Origin of the sequence: Aeromonas sp. s11 (genome assembly GCF_040907945.1) — a bacterium.
Lineage (GTDB): Bacteria > Pseudomonadota > Gammaproteobacteria > Enterobacterales > Aeromonadaceae > Aeromonas > Aeromonas veronii.
Map to the genome: position 1 here is coordinate 1 of NZ_JBFOCU010000039.1, position 14,313 is coordinate 14,313.

Below are 14,313 nucleotides of genomic sequence, written 5' to 3' on the forward strand. Positions count from 1 at the left end.
TGCGTTGAAATACAGAACCCCCGATGCGGTACATAGGGGGTTCTGAGTAGAGAAATGCTAGTTGAAAATGTGTAAACCTATTTCAGGACTAGACACTTTTTGGGGCGGCGAGCGGATGCGGTATCGCTACTTCATCAGCTTCTTCACCTCGTCACTGGCCAGCGCCTTGTTGAATTTGTCCCGCGCCTCTTTCCCCTTGGCGGAGTTGGTAAAGCAGACGTGGAGGGACTTGTCCTCGAGGATCTTGCCGTTGAAGCCGAGGTTGGCGGCAACGTCCTTGAGTTGGGGATCGCTCTCCAGCAGATAGGTCATCACATTTTGGTCGATGACCGCCAGATCGAGCCGACCGTTGCCGAGCTTGAGCAGGTTCTGGCTGTCCGAGCTGGTGGCGTCAGCCGAGAGCGCCTTGCTGGCCACTTTTTCGTCGAACTCGGTGGTATTCACATAGCCGGTGACGACACCAATTTTCTTGCCCTTGAGGTCATCAAGGCTCTGCCAGGTGACCGGCTGATCGGCTCGCTGGGCAAACCCGAGAGGGCCGTTACCTATGGGGTCGGAGAAGAGGCAGCTGCTCTTGGGGTCGAGATACTCGGGGAAATAACCCAGTACCTCGGGGTTGTTGGTCGCCTCGTCCACGGCCCGTTGCCAGGGATAGAACTTGATAGTCAGCGGGTCGCCAGCCAGGGCAAAGGCTGCGGTCACCACCTGACTGCTCTTGCCCTGTTCAGGGAGGCTGGCGCTGGTGTAAGGGGGCCATTCAAGGCTGGTCAACACCGCCGCCTGCGCGGCCGTCATGCCGAACAAGGGAAGAGTGGTCAGGGCGAGGTGCTTCCATTTCAGGCTCATAGAGATAACTCCTTGTGGTCAAACACCCCTTAAAGATAGCCCCCGGTGTCGATTGCGGATGCCGGCCATGGCTGACCGGCATCCGTGCCAGCTATTTATTGTCGATATTCTCCGACTGCCAGAGGGCATAGCCCTTGCCGGATGCCGTGGTGGGCAGATCAATCTGCATCAGGTCGTTGCCGATGACGAATGGGCCGGTGTAGCGGGCACGCAGATCCTGCGCCAGATCTTTGACCCTGATCTTGCCGTTGAGGCCGATATGGCTGAACACGGTCAGCGCCGGTTTGGCTTCGTTCATTACCCGGGCCGCCTGCTCAGGGGAGGCGAGGTGACCGGCGATCGCCTTGTAGCCGGGGTTGGCCTTCATCTGCTCGGCAGAGGTCATGGAGACGCAGTGCACCAGCAGATCGGCCCCTTTGGCCTGCTTCACTACTTCGGGGCTGTAGCGGGTATCGCCGGAGAGCACCACGCTGTGGCCGTGGTAGTCGATGCGATAGCCGAATGACGGCTTGATGTTGACCCCGTGGTCGTTGTCAAAGGCAGTCACCTTGACCCCGTCCTGGTCGTAGACCACCCCGGCGGTGACCTCGTGGTTGTTGATCTCCACCCCATCCAGCGGCGTTCCCTCATCCTTGACCCGGGTGGCGATGTCGGTGGCGTAGGCCTGCTGCAAGCCACGGGCGAGAGCTGTGGTGCCTTTGGGGCCGTAGAGTTCCATCGGCGCGTGGCGCTGGCCATAGGCCGGTTGCAGCCAGCCGGTCAGCCAGAGATCCGCCAGCCCGTTGGTGTGGTCGGAGTGAAAGTGGGTGAGGAAGAAGGCGTTGACCCGGCCGATGGGGATATGCAGCTGCCACAGGCGAGTGGCGGAGTTGCGGCCAAAATCGAACACCAGCTTCTGGTTGCCTGCCTCGACCAGGGTGCTGTAGCCGCCTCGACTGATCTGGGGCACCGGAGTGCCGGTGCCGAGCAGGCTGACCCGAAAGATATCGGGCCGGGCTTGAGTTGCTGAGGCAGGGGCTTGATCGTGGTTGCTGATAAAGCTGCTCTCGGCAGCCTGACTGACACCGGTAGCCAGCAGACCGACCAGCAGGGCGGCCAGATAGGTGCTTTTCATGGGAATTTATCCTGTGGGGGAGGGATGGCATCACTGTATTGGTAACCAAAAGTTGAATAAATTGGCTAAAATCCATTTCTTACTAAACTTTTGGTTGTGAATCAGGGCTCGGTAGCGGGTCGTGTTACTCAGGAACGAACAAAGGAGCGGTTGTGGACCGATTGACCAGCATGCGTATCTTCACCCGGGTGGTGGATCTCGGCTCCTACAGCGCGGTGGCGAGCGAAGAGGGGATCAGCGCCCAGATGGTGGGCAAGCATGTGCTGAGACTGGAGCAGTGGCTGGGGGGCAAGCTGTTTCACAAGACCACCCGCCAGCAGAGCCTCACTGAACTGGGCCAGCTCTTTCTCGCTCGCTGTCATCGGGTGTTGGAGGAGCTGGCACTGACCGAGTCGCTCACCCAGAATCTGCTGGCCGAGCCGGCCGGACGGCTGCGTATCGCCGCTCCCCTCAGCTTTGGCCACCACCGGCTGGTGCCGCTGCTGCCCGCTTTTCTCGACCGCTACCCCAAGCTGGATCTGGATCTGCAGCTCACCCCGCGCTGGGTCGATCTGGTGGAGGAGGGGTTCGACGCCGCCATCCGCACCCTGCGCCCGCAGGATGAGGCGCTGATCGCCCGTCCGCTGCTGACCCAGCACTACCGCCTCTGCGCTGCCCCCGACTACCTCAATCGCCACGGCGTGCCCCGTCATCCGGCCGATCTCGCTCGCCACCAGTGTCTGCACGGCAACTGGGGGAAACATGAGCGCTGGCAGTTTGTTGGCGAGGATGGTCAGAGCGAGGAGGTGCGGGTCGCCTCGCGCCTGCGCATCAATCACTGGCCAGCCTTGTTGACGGCTGCGCTCTCGGGGGCTGGCATCACCTTGCAGCCCGCCGAACAGGTGCGTGAGCATATCGCTGCGGGGCGTCTGCTGCCGCTGCTTGATCGCTATCAGAGCCCGGCAAAGACCCTCTACTTCATCTATCCGGCGGCGCGGCGGCAGGTGCTCAAGATCACCCTGCTGGGGGATTTTCTGGCCGAATCCCTGCAAGCTGGGCCCGAGCCTGAATAAAAGGCTGCATATTTTCGCCACCGCGCTTAACCATCGTGCTTAACAAAGGAGCGGGGGAGGCCTAACATGGCGTGATGTTTTTCTAGTCGGGACAAAAGGATATGTCTGGGTTGAAAAAGGATCTCGGGCTCTGGCAGGGGATGGGGCTGCTCGCCACCTCGCTGCTCGGCACCGGGATCTTCGTGGTACCGGCGACTGCCGCCTCGCTGGCGGGCGGGGCCTCGCTCTGGGCCTGGTTGCTGCTGATTGCGCTGGTGCTGCCCATCGCCTTTACCTTCGCTCGCCTCGGCCGTCGCTATCCCCATGCGGGCGGCGCGCCGCACCTGATTGGCCTTGCCTTTGGCAACGGCGCCGAGCGCTTCTCCGCCTTCCTCTTTCTGGCGGTGCTGCCGGTGGGGCTGCCCGCCGCCCTGATGATTGCCGCCGGTTTCTGGCACGCCCTGTTCGAGATGGGGGAGTGGACCCTCTGGGCCATCCAGCTGCTGACCCTGCTCGGGGTCTTTCTGCTGGGGCTGCGCGGGGCGCGCTCCTCCGGCAACCTGCAACTGTTGATCGCGCTCGCTATTCTGGGGCTCACCCTGCTTATCTGGTTCAAGGGAGAGGTGAGCTGGCGCGATGCGGCCCGGCCGCTGCCTAGCGCGGATGAGTGGCCCCCTATGGCCACCGCGCTGGCGGTGATGTTCTGGTGTTTCGTCGGGCTGGAAGCCTTCGCCCATATGGGGGAGGAGTTCAAGCGGCCGGAGCGGGACTACCCCATTGCCCTGCTCGGCGGGGTACTGCTGGCGGGGCTTATCTACTGGGTACACTCGCTGGTGGTGCTCAAATATGGCCTCTACGGCGATGAGGCGAAAAACGCCACCGCCATCCCCTCCCTGCTGGCGCTGCTGTTCGGCCCCACCGCCAAGTGGCTGGTGGCGGTGCTCGGTTATCTCTCCTGCTTTGCCAGCATCAACATCTACATTCAGGGCTTTGCCCGGCTTATTTGGAGCATGGCGCGGGAAGGCAAGTTGCCCCCCTCGCTGGCCGTGCTCACCGCGCGCGGCGCGCCGCTGCGGGCGCTCGGTCTGGTGCTCGCCATCTGTCTGCTCTGCATCACCCTCATCATCTGGCTGCGACTGCCGCTTGATGAGCTGATCCGCTACGCCAACGGCAACTTCGTGCTGGTCTACCTGCTCTGCATGGCGGCGGGCTGGCGCCTGCTCGGCGGGGTGGGCAAGGGGCTGGCTGGGGTGAGCGTGCTGCTCTGCGTTCTGGTACTGGTGGCGCTCGCTTCTCAGGTGCTCTATGCGGTGGTGCTGAGTCTTGGCTACGGCGGCTTCTCGCTGTGGCGGCGTCATCTGCGCCGTAGTCGTCAGCAGGATGCGCTCCCGCTGGCGAAGTAACGTCTCCTCGGTTGTCGAAGAAATGAGAAAGCCCTGATGTTCAGGGCTTTTTGATTTCGGCATATGGGATGTTCATATGAATACTAGTTGGCACGCTATTTGCCGAAAAGTGCGGTGTCGGATCAACTCAACGGCGATTTATAGCCAAAAAAAGTGGGATCCAGCTCCCGTTTTGCTTAAAGTGATCCCTTCCGATCCCGGTGGTCGGAATGCCCGCAAGGATGCCCTTCAGACGTAAACAGGATGGCCTGGCCAGACTGACTCTCAGAGATGTGATTGCTTCGGTTCTCTTTTTATCTGTCACCTCTGGTGATAGCGCCTTGTTCCGTTCAGTCAGCCCGGGTTTTGCGTCTCTCTCATCGTGCATTGTCACCATCTGCAGCGAGCGAATCATGAGCGAATCGGTTTTTGAGATCCATGACTGGACCCTGAGCGTTGACGACAACACGCTCTGCCGTCCCGACCGCGAGGTCTACCTCGAACCCAGGCTGGTCAACCTGTTGCGGTTTCTGGCCCATCATGCCGGCACCGTATTTGGCCGCGATGCCCTGATCAATGAGGTGTGGGATGGCGCCGAGGTGACCGATCAGGTAGTGACCCAGTCCATCTTCGAACTGCGCAAGATCCTCAAAGATGGCCGCACCGATGCGACCGACTATATCGTCACCGTGCCCAAGCGCGGCTACAAGCTGGTGGCACCGGTAAGGCCGCTGCAGGTGGTTTCCGTGGTGATGGCGGACGAGCAGCCCGCGGTCAATACCACTCTCTCAGACAACCCGACTCTCTCCGATCTGAGCCCACCCGCGGCTGATCAGGATGATGATGCACAGCCCAATGTCGCCCCTTTTCCCGCCGGGCCCCTGACCCGCGCCATCTCCACCCATGCCAAGGATGCCCGCAGCCGCTGGAAGATGGTGAGTTTCGATATCTTCGTTGCCATTGTGCTGATCGCCATTGTCAGCATGCTCAGCTATCAGCACACCCGCCCCCAGGTGCATGCCATGCTGGATCCCAATCTGCTGGTGTTCCGCTTCCACTCCGGTATGGATGACAACAACGAGAACGTGCGCCTCGCCGATGGCATTACCCGCGCCCTGATGGGGGAGGTGGCGGTGGCCACGCCGCTGCGGGTGCAGTACGGTGCCACTACCCTGATGGGAGGTATCATGCCCGGCAAGGAGCTGAGCGTGCGGGTCACCCGCCAGCCACGCGGCACCTATCTCGATCTGGAGTATCGCAATATCAACACCAACCGGGTGCTGTTCAGCCATCAGTACCAGCTCAGTCGCTACAATGTGCACGGCGTGTTGCAGGCGAGCAGTCAGGATCTGCTGCGCGCCCTCGATCAGCCCTATGCCGAGCCGGGGATGGGGTGGCCGACCGATGACGCCTCCCTGATGGCGATGATGGAGGCGCAGTACTACATCAATAGCCGGGATCCGGTGGCCCTCAAGCGTGGCATCGATCTGCTGGAGCAGGCGCTGATTGCCCATCCGGATCAGCCGCTGCTGCTGGCGGAGCGCTATCTGGCCGGTGAGGTGCTGGCCACCCTGGCGGGCAAATCCGAGAGCGAGCGGCTGCAGGGGATTGGCACCCATCTCGCCCGCGTGGTGCAAAACAGCGGCGCCCTGCCAGCCAGGGTGTGGGAGGCGTTGACCCTGCAGGCGATCCTCAACGGCCAGCAACAGCAGGCCAACTATCTGCTGGAGAAGGCGGCGAGTCGCGGCCGCTCGGTGCTCTACTACATACTGCAGGGCAAGCTGGCGGAGCTGGACGGTCGCCCCGAGGCGGCGGGTGATGCCTACAGTCAGGCCTTTCTGATGGAGGCGACCGAGCAGACCTATCTGCTCTGCCAGCAGCTCGGTTTCTACAGCAATATGGAGATCCTCACCCCGGCTCTGTTCAATGCGCTGGGCCAGAGCAAGGTGAAGCTCTTTTAATACCGCAGTGTTGGTTTTCCCCCGGTCGGTGCGGTTGCCGACCTCATCCACAGGCTGCCTTCGGGCGGCCTGTGCTATTTCTGCTTGTCTCAATCCTGCTTGTTTGCCACCGGGGATAGTCGCTCTGGTGCGGTCCGATTTATCCCCCGCAGCTCCCCACTATCCCCATTTGCCTTTGACTTGCACGCAGCATTCGCTGCACTCGCGTTTGTTCGGCTTCACGCCGCGCACGCAGCTTGTGACATCTGCTCATGGTTGGCGGCGGGATAAGCTGTCTGTCTCGACCCATTTCTCATTGCTTACCGGTTATCGCCGTTGTGCTTTACCTCTGAGCCTGGATTGTGATGAGCCGAGCGGAGGGTCAAGCAGGAGGTAAGTGGTCGCTGTGGGTGATGGCAAGAGGTCTTGCTGATGGCTGCAAGGGGAGGGCGGTGCAATGGGCGCTGCTTTATCCCGGATTTATCTGACCAAAAATATCAAGACGGCGAGATAAAGGGGTTATCAAGGGGGAAAAATTGGGCGGAAGGATATCAAGGTTTTATCAATATGGTTGTGTGGGTGGATGTCAATGCACTGTTTTTAAATGATTTTTATCAAAAGAGATGAGGCGGCGAAAAAAGTTGCCTCATATTTTTATCCGTTAGCGGGTCTTTATGTTTTCCGGGGATGAGAGGCCTAGTCTGTGCCCATTCTTTGGCGGGGCGTTCCGCCAAATGTGTATGTGACGACCCGACCTTTTATAGAACCGGAGATCTTATGTCCCTAGATACGAGCAAGAAGATTGGCCTTATCGCCTGTACAGGTGTGGTGGCCGGCAACATGATGGGGAGTGGCATCGCGCTGCTGCCTTCGGCACTGGCCACCATCGGCTCCATCTCTGTCTTTAGCTGGGCAATCTGTCTGGTAGGTGCCATGGGCCTCGCCTTTGTCTTCGCCCGCCTTGCTACCAAGAACCCGCAAGAGGGTGGCCCCATTGCTTACGCTGGCGAGATCTCTCCGGTGTTCGGTTTCCAGACCGGTGTGCTCTATTACCACGCCAACTGGATCGGTAACCTGGCCATCGCCATTACCGGCGTCTCCTACCTCTCGGTCTTCTTCCCCATTCTCAACAGCCCGATCCCGGCCGCCGCAGCCACCATCGCTGCCGTCTGGATCTTCACCTTCGTCAACCTGCTTGGCGGTAGCTGGGTGAGCCGACTCTGTACTCTGGGTCTGGTGCTGATCCTGCTGCCGGTTGTCGGTACTGCGGTGATGGGTTGGGGTCATTTTGATGCCACCGTCTACAGCCAGAACTGGAACACCACCAGCGGCAGCGACCTGCATGCGGTCATCAGCGCCGTGCTGATCTGCCTCTGGTCCTTCGTCGGTGTTGAATCTGCCGCCGTCTCTTCCGGCATGGTGAAGAATCCCAAGCGTACCGTACCGCTCGCCACCATGCTGGGTACCGGTATCGCCGGTGTTATCTACATCCTCTCTACCCAGGTGATCAGCGGCATGTTCCCGGCCGGTGAAGTGGCTGCCTCCGGCGCCCCGTTTGCCATGGCCTCTTCCGCCATCTTCGGTAGCTGGTCTGCGCCGTTCGTCTCTGCCTTCACCGCCTTGGCCTGCTTCACCTCGCTGGGCTCCTGGATGATGCTGGTGGGCGAAGCTGGCAAGCGTGCCGCCAACGATGGCAACTTTCCGAAAATCTACGGTGAAGTGGACAAGAACGGCGTGGCCAAGAAGGGTCTGATCCTGGGCTCCCTGAAGATGACTGCCCTGATGGTTGGCCTGACCGCCTTCACCTCCCGGTCCGCTCACGCAGCCGATCTCTTCAACGTGCTGACCACAGATGCGGTGCTGCTGACCATGCTGCCCTACTTCTACTCCAGCATTAACCTCATTCGCTTCGAGGGCATGACCTCCCGCAGCATCGGCGCGATGATCTTCTCCGGTGTGGCCTGTGTCTTCTGTCTGGTGGCACTGATGGGGGCCAAGGGGTCCAACCTCACCGCTACCTTCGTGGTGTCGCTCATCATCCTGATGTTCTACGCCAAAAAACAGGGTCTGCGTCAGCACGACGCCCTGCTGAACGAACAACCCAGCAACTGATTTCCCCTTTTATCTTCCGAGCGCTCTTCACTCACCATCCCTGATGGAGAGCGCCCCTTTACGTGTGGAGCATTACGATGAATATCATTGCCATCCTCAACCACCTGGGCGTTTTCTTTAAAGAAGAACCCATTCGCCAGCTGCAAGCCTCCCTCGAGCGCAAGGGGTTCGAGGTTGTTTATCCGGTCGACGTCGCCGACCTGCTGAAACTGATTGAGAAGAACCCCCGCGTTTGCGGCGCCATCTTCGACTGGGACAAATACTCTCTGGGTCTGTGCAAGGAGATCCACGATCGCAACGAGAAGCTGCCGATCTTCGCCTTTGCCAACGACCAGTCCACTCTGGATATTCACCTGACCGACCTGCGTCTGAACGTGCACTTCTTCGAGTACCGTCTTGGCATGGCCGATGACATCGCCCTCAAGATGGATCAGGCCACTCAGGAGTATCAGGATGCCATCCTGCCGCCGTTCACCAAGGCGCTGTTCAAGTACGTGGAAGAGGGTAAATACACCTTCTGTACTCCGGGTCACATGGGCGGTACCGCCTTCCAGATGATCCCGGCCGGCAGCCTCTTCTATGACTTCTACGGCCCGAACGCGTTCAAGGCTGACGTCTCCATCTCCATGCCGGAGCTGGGCTCCCTGCTGGATCACTCTGGTCCGCACAAGGAAGCCGAGGAGTACATCGCCCATACCTTCAACGCAGATCGCTCCTATATCGTCACCAACGGCACCTCCACTGCCAACAAGATCGTTGGCATGTTCTCCGCGCCGGCAGGCAGCACTGTGCTGGTTGACCGCAACTGCCACAAGTCGCTCACTCACCTGATGATGATGAACGACGTGACGCCGATCTACTTCCGCCCGACCCGCAACGCCTACGGCATTCTGGGCGGTATCCCGCAGAGCGAATTCAGCCGCGACACCATCGCCGCCAAGGTTGCCGCGACACCGGGTGCTCAGGCTCCCCGTTACGCCGTAGTCACCAACTCCACCTATGATGGCCTGCTCTACAACACCGGCTTCATCAAGGAGAGTCTGGATACCCCTTACATCCACTTCGACAGTGCCTGTGTGCCTTACACCAATTTCAGCCCGATCTATGAAGGCAAGTGCGGCATGAGTGGCGAAGCGATGCCGGGCAAGGTGTTCTACGAAACCCAGTCCACCCACAAGCTGCTGGCGGCCTTCTCCCAGGCCTCGATGATCCACATCAAGGGTGACGTGGAGGAAGAGACCTTCAACGAAGCCTTCATGATGCACACCTCCACCTCGCCGCAGTACGGTATCGTGGCCTCTACCGAGATCTCCGCTGCCATGATGCGTGGCAACACCGGCAAGCGTCTGATCAAGGACTCCATCGATCGCGCTATCTCCTTCCGCAAAGAGATCAAGCGTCTGCGTGATCAGAGCGAAGGCTGGTTCTTCGACGTATGGCAGCCGGACAACATCGACACCGTCGAGTGCTGGAAGCTGGATCCGAAAGATGACTGGCACGGCTTCAAGGACATCGATGACAACCACATGTACCTGGATCCGATCAAGGTCACCCTGCTGACCCCGGGTATGGGTCGTGACGGCAAGCTGCTGGAGAAGGGCATTCCTGCTTCACTGGTCTCCAAGTTCCTGGACGAGCGCGGCATCGTGGTCGAGAAGACCGGCCCTTACAACATGCTGTTCCTCTTCTCCATCGGTATCGATCAGTCCAAGGCGATGCAGCTGCTGCGCGCCCTGACCGAGTTCAAGCGTGGTTATGACCTGAACCTGACCATCAAGAACATACTGCCGAGCCTCTATCGTGAAGACCCGAGCTTCTACGAAGGGATGCGCATTCAGGAGCTGGCCCAGAGCATCCATGATCTGACCTGCAAATACCGTCTGCCGGAGCTGATGTTCAAGGCGTTCGACGTACTGCCGGAGATGAAGATGACCCCGCACGCTGCATGGCAGCAGGAGTTGGCGGGCAATCTGGAAGAAGTGCCGTTGCGTGAGATGGTTGACCGCATCAGCGCCAACATGATCCTGCCGTACCCGCCGGGAGTACCCTTGGTTCTGCCGGGCGAGATGGTGACCAAGGATTCTCTGCCGGTGCTCGAATTCCTCGAGATGCTGTGCGAGATCGGTGCCCACTACCCGGGCTTCGAGACCGATATCCACGGCCTCTATCGTCAGGCCGATGGCAGCTACACCGTCAAGGTGCTGCGTTAATCGACAGTGACAACAGTCGAAAGTGACAACAACGGGCCGCAAGGCCCGTTTTTCCCTCCGGAATTCCTGTTCTTATTGCGTGAGTCGCCAATCATGAAGCGAGTGCTCTCCATTCAATCCCACGTAGTCTTTGGCTGTGCCGGCAACAGCGCCGCCGTTTTTCCCATGCGTCGCCTCGGGATCGAGGTGTGGCCGATGAACACGGTGCAGTTCTCCAACCACACCCAATACCGCGAAGGCTGGCAGGGGATGGTGATGCCCGGCGGTCATATCCGTCAGCTGGTAAACGGCCTGGCGGAGATCGGCGTGCTGGCCGAGTGCGATGCGCTGCTGAGCGGCTACCTCGGCTCGGCCGAACAGGGGGAGGAGATCCTGGCGGCGGTGGCCCGGCTCAAGGCGCTCAATCCGGCGGCCCTCTATTTTTGTGACCCTGTGATGGGTCACCCCGACAAGGGGTGCATAGTGGCACCCGGCGTCGCCGATTTTCTGAAAAACCGGGCACTGGCCTGCGCCGATATGCTGGCCCCCAATCTGCTGGAGCTGGAACAGCTCACCGGCCGCGATATCCGCAATGTGCCGGAGGCCATCGAGGCGTGCCAGCAGCTGCGCGCGCAAGGGGTCAAGCTGGTGATGGTCAAGCATCTGGGCAAGGCCGGTTTTGCCATGGACCGCTTCGAAATGTTGCTGGTGTGCGAGGAGGGAACCTTTCATCTCTCCCGCCCACTCTACCCTTTTGCTCGCCACCCCATCGGGGTGGGGGATCTGCTAAGCGCCACCATGCTGGCCAATCTGCTGGCCGGTTGCACCCCGGTGGCGGCGTTCGAGCTTACCAATGCCAGCGTTGATGCCGTGCTGGCTCGCACCTGGCTGGCGGGGGCTTACGAGCTGCAACTGGTGGCGGCCCAGCACGAGATGGCGCTGCCGCAGGTCTCCATCCGGGCGACCCGCCTCTGAGCTGTTTGCGCCAACAGCAGAAACAACAAAGCCCTGATCATCAGGGCTTTTTATATGTCAGATGTCGGGAGAGGGCTTAGTCCTGCGGGCTTTTGAGCGCCTTGACCACATCCTCTTTGGGCTCCAGCTCCTTGACCTGATTGAAGATCTCCAGCTCCCCTTGCGGGCTGACGGTGTAGGCATCGGCATCCTGATAGCTGCCGCTGCCAGCGCTCTCGATGATGACCACCAGCTCGGGCTGCTTGTCGCCATTCAAATCGATCAGTTTCAGCTCCCGGATAAAGCCGTTGCGAGCCATCACCTTGCCATCCTGAAACTCATCCAGTGGAAATTGGGCGTTCTGACCCGAATAGAGCCGCACGTCATAGCTGCCGATGGAGGCGGGCTCACCGGCCCCCTGCGCTACCCGGATCACCTGCCCAGAGGGGAGGGTCAGTTGCTTGCTAAATCCCTCTTCGGCTTGTGCCGCCAGCGGCAGGGTCAGCAGCCCTGCCATCATCAATGCTCTGTTCATCTTGCAACCTCTTGCTGTCTCTTGAGTGCGGGCTCCCGGGGAGCCCGCCGTGATGCTGTTACCAGATCTTCACCCGCTTCTGGGGCGGCAGATAGAGCTTGTCACCCGGCTGGATGTTGAATGCCTCATAGAAGGCGGGAATGTTCGGCACCACGCCATTGACCCGGTACTCGGGGGGCGAGTGGGGGTCGGAGCGCAGCAGCATCTGCATCAGCTCGGGGCGATACATCCCCTTCCACACCTGCGCCCAGCCGAGGAAGAAGCGCTGTTCGCCGGTGAAGCCATCCAGCACCGGCGCCTCCTTGCCATCCAGTGACAGCTCATAGGCCTTGTGGGCTATGGTTAGGCCGCCGAGATCGCCGATGTTCTCCCCCAGGGTGAACTGGCCGTTGACGAACTGGCCGTTGATGGGCTCGAAGCGGTTGTACTGGGCCACCAGCCGGCTGGTGCGAAAGCGAAACTCCTTGAGATCTTGCGGCGTCCACCAGTCGCGCATCATGCCGTCACCGTCGGATTTGGCCCCCTGATCATCAAAACCGTGGCCCATCTCGTGACCAATGACCCCGCCGATGGCGCCGTAGTTGACCGCATCATCCGCCGTCATGTCGAAGAAGGGGGGCTGCAAAATGGCCGCCGGGAAGACGATCTCGTTGTTGCTCGGGTTGTAGTAGGCGTTCACCGTCTGCGGCGACATGTGCCATTCGTCCCGGTCGACCGGCTTGCCGAGGCGCGCCAGACTGTCTGCGTATTCAAAGGCTTGCGAGCGTTGCAGGTTGCCGACCAGATCATCCGGTTTGATAGTGATGGCGCTGTAATCCTTCCACTTGTCGGGGTAGCCAATCTTGGGGCGGAACTTGGCCAGCTTCTCGAGGGCCTGCGCCTTGGTCTCGGGCGACATCCAGTCGAGCTCTTTGATGCTCTGGCCGTAGGCGGTGCGCAGGTTCTCCACCAGCTGCTCCATCCGCTCCTTGGCCGCTGGCGGGAAGTAGCGGGCCACATAGAGCTGGCCGACCGCTTCACCCAGATGATCGTTCAGCACCCCGAGCGCCCGCTCCCAGCTGGCGCGCTGCTTGGGCGTGCCGCTCAGGGTGGTGCCGTAGAAGGCGAAGTTGGCGCGGTCGGTCTCGCTGTCGAGATAGGGGGCGTAGTCGGTCAGCAGTTGCCACTTGAGGTAGGCCTGCCAGTCGGCGATGGGGGTCTGGGCCATCACCTGATCCAGCGCGCTCAGATAGGTCGGCTGACCGATGATGAGATCCGGCTGGGAAGCAATGCCCGCGGCGTTTAGATAGGCCTGCCAGTCGAAGTGGGGGGCGAGCCGTGCCAGTTCGCTGGCGGGGCGCTTGTTGTAGTTCTTCTCCCGATCCCGCAGGGCGACGTTGTCCCACTGGATGGTGGCTAGCCGGGTTTCGAGGGCCAGAATCCGCTTGGCCTTGCCACTCGGGTCAGATTCCCCGAGGCGGCTCAGCATGGCGACGATATGCTGCTGGTACTTCTGGCGCAGGGCCTGACTCTCGGGATCCTGCTTGAGGTAGTAGTCCCGATCCGGCAGCCCCAATCCCCCCTGATAGAGGTAGACCGCATAGCGGTCGGGGGACTTGGCATCGGCGTCGATCCAGATGCCAAACGGCGCGCCGCCGCCCATGCGGCCACTTTGGGCAAAGGCGCGGGCCAGAGCTGCCTGATCACCGATCCGGTCGATATCGGCCAGCGCCGGTGCCAGCGGGGTGAGCCCCTTGGCGTCACGGCTAGCCTGATCCAGATAGCTGGCGTAGAGATCGCGGATCTGCTGGGGCGGCGTGCCGGTGGCGGCCTCCTGCTTGGCCAGCCCCTCGACCAGCACCCGCACATCGGCGAGGGATTTGTCCCGCAGCATGTAGAAGGCGCCATCGGCGGGGCGATCGTCGGGGATCTTGGCGGTGGCGAGCCACTTGCCATTGACGTAGCGGAAGAAGTCATCGCCGGGTTTGACCTGAGTGTCCATATTGGCCAGCGCCAGCCCGGAGTGTTTGGGGGAGTCTTGCAGTGCCTGACTGCAGCCAGCCAGCAGGGCCAGTCCAATCAGGCCGGCCAGTAAGCTTTTCTTATTGTTCATCTTGTTTGATTCCAATTCCGATTGTTTGCTTCCCTGCCCATCTTCCTTGCTCCAACCGGTTGTGCGACCGCCTTGCGGCCAGCCTGGTGGAGAGGGCGGGCGAGCCTCACTCTAGCAG

Annotated in this window: 11 protein-coding genes; 7 read left to right on the forward strand and 4 right to left on the reverse strand. The window is 60.6% G+C overall.

Annotated features, from left to right (window positions below):
- Window positions 1–126 precede the first annotated feature (126 nt).
- Window positions 127–846: a substrate-binding periplasmic protein gene (locus AB5Y84_RS10945; protein WP_368176930.1), complete on the reverse strand. Its 720-nt coding sequence runs from the start codon at window positions 844–846 to the stop codon at window positions 127–129.
- Window positions 847–937: 91 nt separating this feature from the next.
- Window positions 938–1,960 carry an MBL fold metallo-hydrolase gene (locus AB5Y84_RS10950; protein WP_368176931.1) on the reverse strand — a complete coding sequence of 341 codons (1,023 nt, stop codon included), beginning with the start codon at window positions 1,958–1,960 and terminating at the stop codon, window positions 938–940.
- 152 nt (window positions 1,961–2,112) lie between these two features.
- On the opposite strand from AB5Y84_RS10950, the gene AB5Y84_RS10955 reads away from it, so the two are divergent.
- The 7 genes from AB5Y84_RS10955 to pdxY all read left to right on the forward strand — a co-directional run bounded on the left by AB5Y84_RS10955 (window position 2,113) and on the right by pdxY (window position 11,589).
- Window positions 2,113–3,012, forward strand: a complete 900-nt coding sequence (locus tag AB5Y84_RS10955; RefSeq protein ID WP_368176932.1) for a LysR family transcriptional regulator — start codon at window positions 2,113–2,115, stop codon at window positions 3,010–3,012.
- 101 nt (window positions 3,013–3,113) lie between these two features.
- Window positions 3,114–4,394, forward strand: a complete 1,281-nt coding sequence (gene yjeH, locus AB5Y84_RS10960) for an L-methionine/branched-chain amino acid transporter (RefSeq protein ID WP_368176933.1) — start codon at window positions 3,114–3,116, stop codon at window positions 4,392–4,394.
- Between the two features lie 392 nt (window positions 4,395–4,786).
- Window positions 4,787–6,334, forward strand: a complete 1,548-nt coding sequence (gene cadC, locus AB5Y84_RS10965) for a lysine decarboxylation/transport transcriptional activator CadC (protein WP_368176934.1) — start codon at window positions 4,787–4,789, stop codon at window positions 6,332–6,334.
- A 405-nt stretch (window positions 6,335–6,739) separates the two neighbouring features.
- Complete coding sequence (locus AB5Y84_RS10970) at window positions 6,740–6,940, forward strand: hypothetical protein (RefSeq protein WP_368176935.1); 201 nt, start codon at window positions 6,740–6,742, stop codon at window positions 6,938–6,940.
- Window positions 6,941–7,090: 150 nt separating this feature from the next.
- Complete coding sequence (gene cadB / locus AB5Y84_RS10975; protein ID WP_368176936.1) at window positions 7,091–8,425, forward strand: cadaverine/lysine antiporter; 1,335 nt, start codon at window positions 7,091–7,093, stop codon at window positions 8,423–8,425.
- Between the two features lie 77 nt (window positions 8,426–8,502).
- Window positions 8,503–10,635, forward strand: a complete 2,133-nt coding sequence (locus AB5Y84_RS10980; RefSeq protein ID WP_368176937.1) for a lysine decarboxylase CadA — start codon at window positions 8,503–8,505, stop codon at window positions 10,633–10,635.
- Window positions 10,636–10,728: 93 nt separating this feature from the next.
- Window positions 10,729–11,589: a pyridoxal kinase PdxY gene (gene pdxY, locus AB5Y84_RS10985; protein ID WP_108612855.1), complete on the forward strand. Its 861-nt coding sequence runs from the start codon at window positions 10,729–10,731 to the stop codon at window positions 11,587–11,589.
- Window positions 11,590–11,665: 76 nt separating this feature from the next.
- Here pdxY and AB5Y84_RS10990 read toward each other — a convergent pair whose 3' ends face one another.
- Together AB5Y84_RS10990 and AB5Y84_RS10995 are read right to left on the reverse strand one after the other, a co-directional pair.
- Window positions 11,666–12,103 (reverse strand): PliI family lysozyme inhibitor of I-type lysozyme, encoded by a 438-nt coding sequence (locus AB5Y84_RS10990; protein WP_064341736.1) that lies wholly within the window; start codon window positions 12,101–12,103, stop codon window positions 11,666–11,668.
- Between the two features lie 58 nt (window positions 12,104–12,161).
- The gene (locus AB5Y84_RS10995) at window positions 12,162–14,195 is read right to left on the reverse strand and encodes a M13 family metallopeptidase (protein ID WP_368176938.1); all 2,034 of its coding nucleotides are present in this window, start codon (window positions 14,193–14,195) and stop codon (window positions 12,162–12,164) included.
- Between the last annotated feature and the right edge of the window lie 118 nt (window positions 14,196–14,313).

What these genes read in the sequence shown, in the direction of transcription:
- AB5Y84_RS10945 (WP_368176930.1), bottom strand. Translation starts at nt 846, where the DNA reads ATGAGCCTGAAATGGAAGCACCTCGCCCTGACCACTCTTCCCTTGTTC.
- AB5Y84_RS10950 (WP_368176931.1), bottom strand. Translation starts at nt 1,960, where the DNA reads ATGAAAAGCACCTATCTGGCCGCCCTGCTGGTCGGTCTGCTGGCTACC.
- yjeH (WP_368176933.1), top strand. Translation starts at nt 3,114, where the DNA reads ATGTCTGGGTTGAAAAAGGATCTCGGGCTCTGGCAGGGGATGGGGCTG.
- cadC (WP_368176934.1), top strand. Translation starts at nt 4,787, where the DNA reads ATGAGCGAATCGGTTTTTGAGATCCATGACTGGACCCTGAGCGTTGAC.
- cadB (WP_368176936.1), top strand. Translation starts at nt 7,091, where the DNA reads ATGTCCCTAGATACGAGCAAGAAGATTGGCCTTATCGCCTGTACAGGT.
- AB5Y84_RS10980 (WP_368176937.1), top strand. Translation starts at nt 8,503, where the DNA reads ATGAATATCATTGCCATCCTCAACCACCTGGGCGTTTTCTTTAAAGAA.
- pdxY (WP_108612855.1), top strand. Translation starts at nt 10,729, where the DNA reads ATGAAGCGAGTGCTCTCCATTCAATCCCACGTAGTCTTTGGCTGTGCC.
- AB5Y84_RS10990 (WP_064341736.1), bottom strand. Translation starts at nt 12,103, where the DNA reads ATGAACAGAGCATTGATGATGGCAGGGCTGCTGACCCTGCCGCTGGCG.
- AB5Y84_RS10995 (WP_368176938.1), bottom strand. Translation starts at nt 14,195, where the DNA reads ATGAACAATAAGAAAAGCTTACTGGCCGGCCTGATTGGACTGGCCCTG.